This window comes from Vibrio mexicanus (assembly GCF_001012815.1).
Classification (GTDB): domain Bacteria; phylum Pseudomonadota; class Gammaproteobacteria; order Enterobacterales; family Vibrionaceae; genus Vibrio; species Vibrio mexicanus.
The window spans coordinates 103,835-116,105 of sequence record NZ_JYJP01000001.1 but is presented as its reverse complement, the minus strand read 5'-3'; the positions used below and the strand labels follow the sequence as shown (position 1 = coordinate 116,105).

General features: G+C 45.2%; 7 protein-coding genes and 2 pseudogenes. 6 read left to right on the top strand and 3 right to left on the bottom strand.

The window, feature by feature from the left end:
• The first annotated feature begins 357 nt into the window (after window positions 1-357).
• Together UA76_RS00535 and UA76_RS00530 are read left to right on the top strand one after the other, a co-directional pair.
• Window positions 358-2,906, top strand: a pseudogene (locus UA76_RS00535) (glycosyl hydrolase family 18 protein).
• Window positions 2,907-3,132: 226 nt separating this feature from the next.
• Window positions 3,133-3,918: a PilZ domain-containing protein gene (locus tag UA76_RS00530; protein ID WP_052771887.1), complete on the top strand. Its 786-nt coding sequence runs from the start codon at window positions 3,133-3,135 to the stop codon at window positions 3,916-3,918.
• A gap of 25 nt (window positions 3,919-3,943) precedes the next feature.
• Here UA76_RS00530 and UA76_RS00525 read toward each other — a convergent pair whose 3' ends face one another.
• From UA76_RS00525 to glgX, 3 genes and pseudogenes are all read right to left on the bottom strand, one after another.
• Complete coding sequence (locus UA76_RS00525; RefSeq protein WP_238322112.1) at window positions 3,944-5,068, bottom strand: GGDEF domain-containing protein; 1,125 nt, start codon at window positions 5,066-5,068, stop codon at window positions 3,944-3,946.
• A gap of 139 nt (window positions 5,069-5,207) precedes the next feature.
• Window positions 5,208-5,705 carry a hypothetical protein gene (locus UA76_RS24195; protein WP_238322110.1) on the bottom strand — a complete coding sequence of 166 codons (498 nt, stop codon included), beginning with the start codon at window positions 5,703-5,705 and terminating at the stop codon, window positions 5,208-5,210.
• Between the two features lie 185 nt (window positions 5,706-5,890).
• Window positions 5,891-7,851 (bottom strand): annotated as a pseudogene (gene glgX, locus UA76_RS00520) (glycogen debranching protein GlgX).
• A 428-nt stretch (window positions 7,852-8,279) separates the two neighbouring features.
• On the opposite strand from glgX, the gene lamB reads away from it, so the two are divergent.
• From lamB to UA76_RS00505, 4 genes are all read left to right on the top strand, one after another.
• On the top strand, window positions 8,280-9,479 hold the full coding sequence (gene lamB, locus UA76_RS00515) for a maltoporin LamB (RefSeq protein WP_047042092.1): 1,200 nt from the start codon (window positions 8,280-8,282) through the stop codon (window positions 9,477-9,479).
• A gap of 77 nt (window positions 9,480-9,556) precedes the next feature.
• On the top strand, window positions 9,557-10,480 hold the full coding sequence (locus tag UA76_RS00510; protein ID WP_047042090.1) for a MalM family protein: 924 nt from the start codon (window positions 9,557-9,559) through the stop codon (window positions 10,478-10,480).
• A gap of 349 nt (window positions 10,481-10,829) precedes the next feature.
• Window positions 10,830-11,270 carry an MFS transporter gene (locus UA76_RS24190; RefSeq protein WP_238322109.1) on the top strand — a complete coding sequence of 147 codons (441 nt, stop codon included), beginning with the start codon at window positions 10,830-10,832 and terminating at the stop codon, window positions 11,268-11,270.
• Window positions 11,267-12,097: an MFS transporter gene (locus UA76_RS00505; RefSeq protein WP_238322108.1), complete on the top strand. Its 831-nt coding sequence runs from the start codon at window positions 11,267-11,269 to the stop codon at window positions 12,095-12,097. Before UA76_RS24190 ends, UA76_RS00505 begins: the two co-directional genes overlap by 4 nt.
• Window positions 12,098-12,271: the final 174 nt, after the last annotated feature.

Here is a 12,271-nt window from a genome sequence, read left to right as displayed (position 1 = left end):
ATCACTAAGTGCTAGCCCCGTTGTTTCTAGCTATTTGGGAGCAATATCGTTGTTTTTATGTAACTAATTGATTGGATTTAATATATTCATGATTAGTATAAATTGCGTCCATTTTCTAGTTATTGGTCAAATTATTGCAGTTTTGTGGCACGGTCCTATTTGATTGATGTAACAAGCTGATAACATTGTTTGTTTTTGGCGCACTGAGTCGAAAACAGTTTTTATTTATTTCTATTAAAAAAAAAAGTTCTCAAATACTAGTAAGGAAGTTCTAGCCAAGTGGGTAGGACAGCTAATTGCTTGGGTTTTCTATCAATAGCTCAAGTGGTGAAACAACAAAGGAATGAGAGAATTATCATGAATCGTATGACAACGTGCGCCGCCAGTATCGCGATGACACTGTCTGGTATGGCACTAGCTGCACCAACGGCTCCTAGTATCGATGTGTATGGGTCAAACAACCTTCAATTTTCAAAAATTGAACTCGCTATGGAAACAACCGCTGGTTATAACCAGATGGTTAAGTACAACGACCTTGCAGATATCACTATCAAGTTTAACCAGTGGAGCGGCACAAGCGGCGACACTTACAAAATCTACTTTGATGGTGCGGAAGTCGCGACAGGCCCAATTACAGGTAGCCAAACTTCAGCAACTTTCCAATACGGCCAAGGCGGTATTTACCAAGTTGAAATTGAAGCGTGTGATGCAACAGGCTGTAGCCGCAGTGCGCCTGCAGAGCTTCTGATTGCAGATACAGATGGCGCGCACTTGAAGCCCTAACGATGAACATCGATCCGAATAACAAATCTTACAATACGGATCCAAATACAGTTGTAGGTACTTACTTTGTAGAGTGGGGTATTTACGGCCGCGACTACACTGTGGACAACTTGCCAGCTGACAACCTTACGCACATCCTTTATGGCTTTATCCCAATTTGTGGCCCAAACGAATCGGTTAAGTCTGTAGGTGGTAACAGCTTTAATGCACTTCAAACTGCGTGTCAGGGTGTGAACGACTATGAAGTTGTTATCCACGACCCATGGGCTGCATTCCAGAAGAGCTTTAAGCAAGCTGGTCACGAATACAGCACGCCAATTAAGGGTAACTACGCAATGCTTATGGCACTTAAGCAGCGTAACCCAGATCTGAAAATCATCCCATCAATCGGTGGTTGGACACTCTCTGACCCATTCTTCGATTTCGTTGATAAAACAAACCGTGACACATTCGTTGCATCGGTTAAGAAGTTCCTGAAAACTTGGAAATTCTACGATGGTGTTGATATCGACTGGGAATTCCCAGGTGGTGACGGAGCTGCTGCTAACCTAGGTGACCCAGTAAACGATGGCCCAGCTTATATCGCGCTAATGGCTGAACTTCGTGCAATGCTTGACGATCTAGAGCTAGAAACTGGCCGTACTTACGAGCTAACGTCTGCAATCGGTGTTGGTTACGATAAAATTGAAGACGTGAACTATGCAGATGCGATTCAATACATGGATTACATCTTCGCAATGACGTACGACTTCTACGGTGGTTGGAACAATGTTGTTGGTCACCAAACAGCACTTTACTGTGGTTCATTCATGCGCCCTGGCCAATGTGATGGCACAGGTGTTGATGCAGAAGGCGTTCCTTACAAAGGCCCTGCTTACACGTCTGATAACGGTATCCAACTTCTACTTGCTCAAGGTGTTCCAGCGAACAAACTGGTTCTAGGTACGGCAATGTACGGTCGTGGCTGGGATGGTGTAATGCCAGCATCGTTGACTGATCCTTCAGATCCAATGACGGGTGTGGGTAACGGCAAGCTGACGGGTACTGAAGCGCAAGGTGTCTGGGAAGCTGGTGTTATTGACTATAAAGGTATTAAGACTTACATGCTAGGTCCAGATAATACTGGCGTTAATGGTTTCCAATACGGTTACGATGAGCAAGCTCAAGCGGCCTGGGTATGGAATCCTTCAAACGGTAAGCTAATTTCTTTTGATGATGACCGCTCTGTTAAAGCGAAAGGGGCATATGCGCGTAGCCTTGGTCTAGCGGGTCTATTCTCTTGGGAAATTGATGCAGATAACGGCGATATCCTAAATGCAATGCATGAGGGCCTAGCAGGTGGTACAACTGAACCTGTTAACCGTAAGCCGGTAGCAAATGCTGGTGCGGCACAAGTAGTAGAAGGCCCTGCAAGCGTATCGCTAGATGGTAGTGCATCTACCGACAGCGATGGCACAATTGTTAGCTACGCTTGGGCTCAAACTGCTGGTACTGCTGTGACGTTAGTGAATGCAAACGCAGCAGTGGCAACCTTTGATGTAGCAGAAGTGGCTCAAGCTGAAACGCTAACATTCGCTCTTACAGTAACAGACAACAACGGTGCGTCTTCAACTGCGAACGTTTCGGTTACGGTTAACCCTAAAGACACAGGTGGCCCAGTGAACACGGCTCCTGTAGCAGCAGTGTCTGCTCCAGCCACAGCGAACGCAGGTGATGTGATTGTGGTTGATGCGTCGGCTTCTTCTGACGCGGATAACGATACTCTGACTTACACTTGGGATGTTCCTGCTGGCCTAAATGCAACAGTATCGGGCAGCACGGTAAGTTTTGTGGCTGCTGAGTACACTGCAGATACTACTCTTGCGTTCACAGTAACGGTAAGTGATGGTCAAGCTCAGGCATCGGCGTCAACTTCTGTTGTAGTAGCGAAGCACACAACTGGCGGTGGTGACCTATGTACTAACCTTTGGGACGCGGGCGCTGTGTACAACGGTGGCGACCAAGTTTCTTGGGCTGGTAAAGTTTGGGAAGCGAAGTGGTGGACGACAAATGAAGACCCATCGCAAGCAGGCCAATGGGGCGTTTGGAAAGAAATCGGCCCAGCAAGCTGTGCAACTAACTAAGAGTTAGTCTACAAGTTGAGGCTTAATCTGAGCTTCAAATGAATGAAAAGCTCTACCTTTGGGTAGAGCTTTTTACTTGTTTTAAAAGGGAGTTAAGTGCTTAAATTGATGGTCATATTAATTTCTTAGAAATTTGATCTATGACACGTAATGCAGCGCATTCTTGGTCTTACTTTTGAGATTTTGTCCTAATCTTAAAAGGTTGTTGATACTGAGGTGTAGTGACATGAGTGAGCCGATAAAGCCAATTGAACTAGATGATGAATCTCATAATCCTGAGCAATCACAAGACGATGGTATTAAGAAAGAAGAACCTCAACCGCAAGTGAAAGGGTCGGTAAAATACGGTGAGGATGCATTTTCTCACGTAAAGCCACTCAGTATTGTGGCGTTTAATATCACGACGCCTACAGGAAAGGTTCTAAAATGCCGCTCTCAATATGTTGGACTGCACTCTAAACACCTTATCGTGCTTGAGACCCCCGACGTGACACCTCAAGAATATAATGTCTTTTTCCAACGAGGCTTTTCCATTAAAGCGTGCGCGATTAACTCTCAAGGGGAAGGTGCACGAATCTACTTCAAGAGTAAGATTGAGTATGTGGTTGAGACAGGTGATATCAGCCTTTGCGTGATTACTTTGCCAAGAGCGGTTCAGGTGATCCCAGGCATGCGTTCTGAAGCGCGATTGGAGCTGCAGTTAGACGGTATTCTTGAACCGGATACTAAAAAGTACCTGTGCGAAGTGCGTGATATTTCCAACAGTGGCTGTCAGATTGTGCTCGACAAAACCATCTCTGGGTTCAAAGTTGGTAATGTTATTTCGCTGCTGATACAGGACATGGAGAACAATGGTGAATCGACCACGGTTCATGGCGTGATTCGTAATACCAAAACGACGGCGAACTTTAGAAAGTTTGGTGTGCAGTTTGATACAGAATGCGTGGGCAAGATAGACGCCCTAGTCGAGCGCCTCTCTTATTGTCATTCAACACAACGATTCCTGTTGTGAGAGTTGAATTAAGCCGATTTAGCTATTAGGAAAAGGTATTCAAGATCACCTGATTTCGGCCAAAACTCTTCGCCTGACGCAGTGCTTTGTCTGCCCGTCCTATCGTGGCGTGTTGGGTTTCAATCACGTTGGTAATTCCGATACTGACGTGATACTGCGTTTGCTTTCCATCGAACTCTACCAAGCTTGTCTCTACCATGTGTCTTAGCATTTCACACATGTCGTAGGCATGATTTTCATCGTTGGCATTGAACAATATGCAGAACTCTTCTCCACCATAGCGAGCCAGGCTAATGGCTTTCGGTATGGGAAAGCTCTTCTTCATAAGTTTTGCGGTGTGCTTGATTACGGCATCGCCAAAATGATGCCCAAGTCTGTCATTGATACGCTTGAAGTGGTCAATATCCATTAAGGCAAAGAAGGTGTTTTGCTCACCAAGGCGAGAGTCTAGCTTGGCGCGAATGGTCAGTTTGTTATCGAGATTGGTCATCACATCTTTGTTCAACATGGTTTTGTTGAGCAATAGATTGGTGAGAGACAACTCCCCATAGTTTTGAATCATTTTGAGCACCATCTGACGAGTAGGAAGCTTTGCCTGCAGATAAATAATCGCAATGAGTCCAGAATCATTAAACAGTGGAATGGTGTAGTGGCGCCCGCTAATTTTTAACTTTCTTGCCAGTTCATCTGCATAGTATTTGCTGGTATAAATGAGTTCACCACGTTTGAACTGTTGCTGCAGTGTGCAACTGTTGTGAACTTTCTGCTGGTTCCCATGGTAATCAACCACGCTGAAATCCCCGCTTTGCTGATCATACAAACAGAATTGAACACCTTGATGAAAGCAAAAGCGATCGAACAACAGGCGCAGGTGGGACTTGTAGTCCGCTATATCTTGGATACCGTTGAGCTTTCCTAAATTTTGGTTAAGGTTATGCAGTAAGTAGTTAACGGCAATGGTGATTAGCACCAAAGAAGCTAGGATGACTCCTGTTAGTGAGAATTGGTGAGAGGTACTGAGTATGTCAGAGCGATCAGTACCCGATATGAATACCCAGTTAAAGGCACTATTGGTGCTGTATGAGGCAATCTTAAACTTATTTTGATAGTAATACTCATACGTGCCTCGGGTTTCACCAGCCTGAATCAAGCTCTTAATGCCTGCCGCATAACTGATGGATTCAGTACCAATTCTTTGAGAGTCTGGGTGGAAAACAAGCCGGCCAGTGGTTCGGTCGACCGCAAAAACGTAGCTTGGCTGAGTGTTCGCAAACCTTTAAGGTTCTGGGTCAGTCCAATAAGGTCAAACTCCATCCAGATATCGCGATTTGAGCCGGTGACATATTTAGCTGCAAACACCCATTGCCCAGCTGTCGTTGATATATAGAGGAGATCCAAATCATATCCGCGTATTGGTACAAAGGGCTCCAAGTCAGAGTATTTAATGGCGTAACTGGCGGAGGCAAGTTGCGAACCGACTCATAGCTTTGAGTTGAATAGTCGTAGATGATGATGTCTGCATAGGCAGGCATGTTATGCATGAAGCTTGTCGCGATGTCATTGAGTTTCTTATTGTCGCCTAACTCTTCCAATAGGTAGAGCTTACTCACTGCCGCTTCTACTTGAGAAGAGATTAATTGAGCCGCCATGTCGGTATTTTCGCGCGATTGGGTATACGCACGTTGTTCAGAAGCAACAAGCTTCTGATAAGCCAGGTAAGCCATCATCAAAGCCAGGACGATAATAATCGGCCTCAGCAGTCGGATGAGGAGTTTTGGGAGTGTCATTTTGTTGAGCCAACTTCTTTATTTGTTTTCTACGTGCTAGTCAATAAAGCCGCAGTTATTTTTTGCCTATAATAAAGTTTTTTGCGATCTATTCCAATGCATTAAGTTGCATCTAAAGAGAAATGTTGGCGCTATTTATGGATAAAGGCATGGGCATCATGCCTTTATCCATAATTTATAAAAGGTTATGAAGGCGAGTAATGGTAGATCGCCATAGAAAGTGGGGCTATCAAAACCTGATTCTTATTAATCGGCTGGTGAAGTTTGTGGTCGTCTGTATTACAGATCATTGTCCACGATTGATTATTTTCATAAGGCAGTGAGAATCGAGCAGGTGCGTTGGTCTGGTTGATGCAATAGACCATTTCGCTACCTTGTTTATCGATACCCAGATGCAGGGCGACTGAGCTTAGACGGTTCCAATCATCGTGTTCCATCATGGTTCCATCTACGCGACGCCAGAATATTCGGTTACTGTTGCGGTCTTCGCCACTGAAAGCTCGGATGAAGGGAACCATATACTCTTGGCGGGCTTTGACCATTTCAGCTAACCAGTTTTTAAAGGCACTGACTCGGCCATCTGATTCCCAATTTAGCCAACTGATCTCATTGTCCTGACAGTAGGCGTTGTTATTGCCACCTTGTGAGTGAGACAAAATATCGGCGGTTAAAATATGGGGAATACCAAAAGCGAACAGCAGGCTGGCCATGAAATTACGTTTTTGCTTTTCGCGAATTTCAATTACGCTGGCTTTGTCGGTTTCGCCTTCGACACCATAGTTATCAGAGCGGTTATCACCGTGGCCATCTCGATTCTTTTCACCATTTGCTTCATTGTGCTTATGTTTATAAGAAACAAGATCTTGCAGCGTAAAACCATCGTGATAAGTGATGTAGTTAACGGTGAGTTTATAGGGCCAATTGGCGGCACTGTAGAGATCACGCGATCCCATGATGCGAGTGGCAAACTCTTTTAAGTAACCCTGATCGCCCCGCCAGAAGCTACGGGTTATGTCGCGAAGCCTGTCGTTGCATTCGTTCCAACCAAATGGGAAGTTACCCACTTGATAGCCGTTAGGGCCGATATCCCAAGGTTCCGCAATGAGTTTAACGCCTTTGAGAACCGGATCTTGCGCGACCGCTTTGAAGAATGCGGCGTCTGGATTGAAGTTATCACCGTTGCGACCTAACGTCGCGGCGAGATCAAATCGGAAGCCATCAATGTGATACTCACTGACCCAGTGACGAAGGGTATCCATCACCAGATTCAGAGAGGGCTGATACGCGAGATCGACGGTATTACCGCAGCCAGTATAGTTGTCGAAATGCTCACCATGCTTGAGGTAATAAGACTCATCAAGCGCCTTTAAGTTGAAGACTGGACCATCTTGTCCGGCTTCGGCGGTGTGGTTATAGACCACATCTAAAATGACTTCGATGCCATGTCTATGCAGTTCTCGAACTACTGTTTTCAGTTCTGTTACCGCGTCTGCGCTTGCATAGCGAGGGTCTGGCGCCATGAAAACATAAGGGTTGTAACCCCAATAGTTCACTTTACCCATGTTCAACAAATGGGGTTCATGCATGCAAGCGGCGATCGGTAGAAGTTGTATCGTATTGATCTCTTGGCTTTTATAGAACTCAATCATGTTCTCATCAATCAGGCCAAGATAGGTTCCTCTCGTATTGTCGCTGACAACAGGTTGAGCTTAGATACGCCTTTTACGTGCGTTTCAAATAAGACGGTTTCTTCGCGTGGAATGTAAGGTCTTTCTACGCCTTGCCAATCGAACTGCCCATCAATCACTAAACATTTTGGGAGCTCAAAGCTTTTGTTTGCGTCAAACGGAGGGGTGTAAGTGAGCGGTTTTTCAATGGCTTGGGCATAAGGGTCAGAAATAAGCTGATTCTTTCCCTGTTTATCCTTAACGATATAGCCGTATTTTTGTCCCGCTTTAATGCCTTCAATGAATGTATGGCGAATACCAGCATACTCACCGTCTAGTGAGTAAGTTTGAAATAGGTCGTTGTCGTCAAATAGAGCGAGCTGGATTAACTTGGCATCCGGTGCGTAGATTGAAAAGTTACATCCTTGATTGCGTAACGTAGCGCCCAGCGGGTAAGGGCGTGAATACTGCTTTTTCATCTTCGTTTTTAGTTATCGTTTTCGTAAAGTCATAGTAAAGAACGTTGAGCTTCTTTGGTCAAGCGCCCTCTGTTCGATTTTTAAATGTAATTAAATTACATTTTAGACCATGAAAATGACAATTAAGTGAGAGGGTTAGCATTTTGTTCGACACTTTCTGATCTGCTCAGCTAGTTCTCCACCCAAAAAGTGTGATGTGCCCCGAATACTCCCTACTTTTCATTTTTTCTCCTCCTCAGTACTCCCCCTAATTTTCTTTTAGGGTGGAGGAAGTCACCCCCTAACTCATCTCGTATTCTGGCAACCGTTGAAACAAATTGCGGTGCATACCGCCTTACCTCTGCTTTTTCTCGAACTATTACTGCCTTTATAGCCCGAGCACAACAGAGATTAAGAATAAAGATAAAACACCCTAAATGGAGTTAATAATGAAAAAAGTAAGTGTTATTGCTGCAGCAGTGGCAGCGACATTAACAGCAGGTTCTGCGTTTGCTGCCGCAGTCGATTTCCACGGTTACGCTCGTGGTGGCGTTGGTCTAAGTGGCGAAGGTTCTCATGTAACTTATGAGAAGAATAAAGTAGGTCGTCTAGGTAACGAAGACGATCTATACGCAGAGCTAGGTCTTAACGCTGAGCTATACAACCAAAATGACGTAACATTCAAGCTAGAGTCTCTTGTTGCATACGGCCAAGCGGGTAACAATAATTGGGAAGGCAACGCAAACGCTTTACGTGTAATGAACGTTCAAGCGCAAGGCCTATTCAGTGATAAAGAAGCAGTACTTTGGGCCGGTCAACGTTACTACCAACGTAAAGACATCCACATTACTGACTTCTACTTCCTAGATACATCTGGTGGTGCTGGTGGTGGTATCGAAAACCTAACAGTTGGCGGCGGTAAGCTATCTCTAGCGCTTATGCATGATGATGGTTCTCAAGGCGATGAGACAGTATCAGGTTACACATTCGATGCACGCTACGCAGGTATCGACTTGTGGGAAAATGCTAACCTAGAACTTGCTCTAGCTTACGACTTCGCTTCTGAAGCAGAAGGTCAAACAGTTGCAGCTGACGACGGTGTGCTTCTAACAGCAGTTATTGGCCAAGGTCTAGATAACGGCTTCAACCAAACTGTTCTTCAGTACGGTACGGCATCTTACGGTAAGCAAATGGCTACGTATGGTGGCGGTGGTTGGTACGACCGTTCTGGTGATGGCAACAACGATGCAGACGGTTTCCGTATCATCAACTGGGGTGTAATTGGCGCTGGTGAAAACTGGGAAATTGGTCACACAGTGATGTACTCTCAAGCGTCCGATACAGATGTTGGTGACATCACAGCATACAACGCAGTTGTGCGTCCAATGTACAAGTGGGACGACAACATGAAGACTTATTTCGAAGCAGGTTACTTTGCGGATGAAACTAAGCAATCTGGCACTACAACAGATGCGTCAGGTTCTAAGCTAACAATCGCACAAGCTTGGTCTGCAGGTTCTGGTTTCTGGGCTCGCCCTGAAATCCGTGTGTACGGCTCGTACTTCATGGACCACGAAGCAGACAGCTTTGCTAATAACACAGACGATACTGAATTTAGTGTTGGTATCCAAATGGAAGCTTGGTGGTAAGCTTAAACCACAGTCCTAAATAGTCCATAATAAAGCCGACCTCGTTGTCGGCTTTCGTGGTTTGAAATGGTGATAGTATGAAGAAACAATGGATAATGGGTGTACTTGCGAGTGCATTGTTAATGGGCTGTACAACAACTGAAACAGTTGTGTTTGAAGCAGACAGTAATCAAACAGTCGTAGATAGCTTTGATCAACTAAACTGGCAAACGGTGGTTCCATCTAAGCAAGTTAACTTTGCGATTGATGAAACAAATCAGCGATATGTGCTCGATTCAGGTCAATCTGCTGTCGCCTCATTCGAGATTGATGTGAAAGGTAAAGAGCTAGAACTGGAAATCCTAAGCCATTTCACGCGCACTGTTTTCTATCCGAATGCAGTTCTTTTAAATAGCAGCAATCAACTTGTGAAAACATTTACGACCGAAGATTTTGAATACAAGCACGCTTATGGTTTCCTTGGTGATCGTCTTTCTGCGACCGCAAAGATCCAGCCAAGCGGGTTAGATCCAATTAAACTTGTCATTTACACCACGCCAGAATTGATCAAAGGGGAATCCGAGGTTTTACACCCAGTGAAGCTTGATGCGATTGCTCGAGGTAACTACCCACCAGATGTTCCAAACCCAGTCATTCCACATGCGCCATATGGTCAGCTGAGCATTATCGCAAAGGTGGATGAGGCTATTGTTGTAGAAGAGGCAATTGCAATCGATAGCAGTGATGCCGCGCACCAAAAATCTAAGCAAGATCAAGCTGAGTCGGTTGCTACTGCCGCAGCTGCGGTAAGTACACCAATGATTGTCATGGGTCAAGAAGCAGCCAAACCACAAAGTCAATTGACGGAATCTCAGCAGCAATACTACCGAGACAGCATTAAAGGCGCGGTTGAAGCAGGTTTGATTGATAAAGCCTTGTCGATGCTAGAAGAAGCAAAAGCATTGGGGTTGAAGGTGCGCAAGCTACGTTTGTTGAAGCAATTAAACAATAAGTCTAACTAGAGCGCTCCAAAACAGAAAATTGACGGCCAGCGAGATATATTCGCTGGCCGTGTTGTTTTTAGCTATTTATTGACATTTAACATAGTAATCGCTGTTCATTTCCTCAAATTAAGCTTTCCATTTAGATTTGCGAACCACTCCCCTTTATTGACAAATAAATCGTCCATTTGCACTTCTTTTTGCCCCCTGTTGATTTGTATCAATCTTGACCATTTACATCGATGTAACACTTTATGTAACAAATTGTTATGAGTTCACAGTCGCTCAAACGCTAGTTATATGAGATGTGAGCTTTTGCTTTTACATGATTGATTACACGGATTTTTTTAATGTTCAAGGAGGACAACTTATGAAAAACAGATGGCTGATCGCAGCCTCAGCAGTAGGGGTGCATGCATCGATAGGATCGGTGTACGCATTTAGTGTGTTTAAAAAACCATTGGGAGAGCTCATCACTTCCGCAAGTAACAATGAAATCGCCTGGACGTTCAGTTTTGCTATCTTTTTCCTAGGCCTTTCAGCTGCCATTATGGGGCACTTTGTGGAAAGTCGTGGTCCGCGCCGCGCAGGAACACTGGCTGCACTGTTTTTTGGTGGCGGGCTGCTTATTGCAGGCTTTGGAGCGTTAATTCAGAACTTATATGTGATCTGGCTTGGCTACGGTGTACTCGGTGGTATCGGCCTTGGTATTGGTTACATCACACCCGTCTCGACATTGGTGAAGTGGTTTCCCGATCGTCGCGGCCTTGCGACAGGCCTTGCTATTATGGGCTTTGGCTTTGGTGCATGATAGGTGGTCCTGTATTCAATTTCATCATTGAAACCTTTACGGTCGCCGGTAATGGGATTGCGTATACCTGGTTCATTATGGGGGTGATCTACCTTGTGATCATGCTTGCGTCGGCATCGTATTTGGAGCGCCCGCCAGAAGGTTGGATGCCTGAATCAATGAAGGCAGCCGTCGAGGCAGGTGAGAAAAAAGTGGTGGCGGATTTAACTCAGCAGACAGCAAACGAAGCGGTAAAAACAGCGCCGTTTTGGGGGTTGTGGGTAATGATGTTCATTAATATCTCATGTGGGATTGCCGTGATTTACTCAGCTTCTCCGCTGGCGCAAGAGAGCATTGGCCTTTCTGCCACCCAAGCTGCTGCGGTAGTGGGTTTGATGTCGCTATTTAATGGGCTTGGACGCATCGCCTGGGCTTCATTTTCTGATGTGATTGGTCGAGGCAGTACTTACATGGCGTTCTTCGTAATCCAGATTGTGGCTTTCTTTGTATTGCCAAATCTCACCAGCGTCATCATGTTCCAAGTGGTTTTGTATGTCATTTTGACGTGCTATGGCGGTGGTTTCGCAACATTGCCTGCCTTTATCGGCGATCTATTTGGCACTAAACAGTTGGGAGCGATTCACGGTTACGTGCTGACTGCGTGGGCGGCTGCTGGACTAGTCGGCCCTCAAATTGCCGCTTACGTTCACACAACGACAGGCAGTTATGAAATGACGCTCTACATCTTTGCCGGAGCATTCGTAGTGGCGTTGATTACTTCTATGCTGATGAAGTCGTACATTAGCCGAGCAAAGGCAGCCAATGAAGCTCGCTTAGAAACGGCCTAGTTTAATTTTACTCTCAAGCCAGCGAGCAACGTTTGCTGGCTTTTAATTTAAGTGCTGAATGTGAGTTAGGTCGAGTATTCAATGGTAATAAGTTTAATATCACTCATTGTTGAACGAACTTTGAGCAAAGCACTAATGCGGATGAAGTCGGTGAATTATACTCGTTAGAGAACG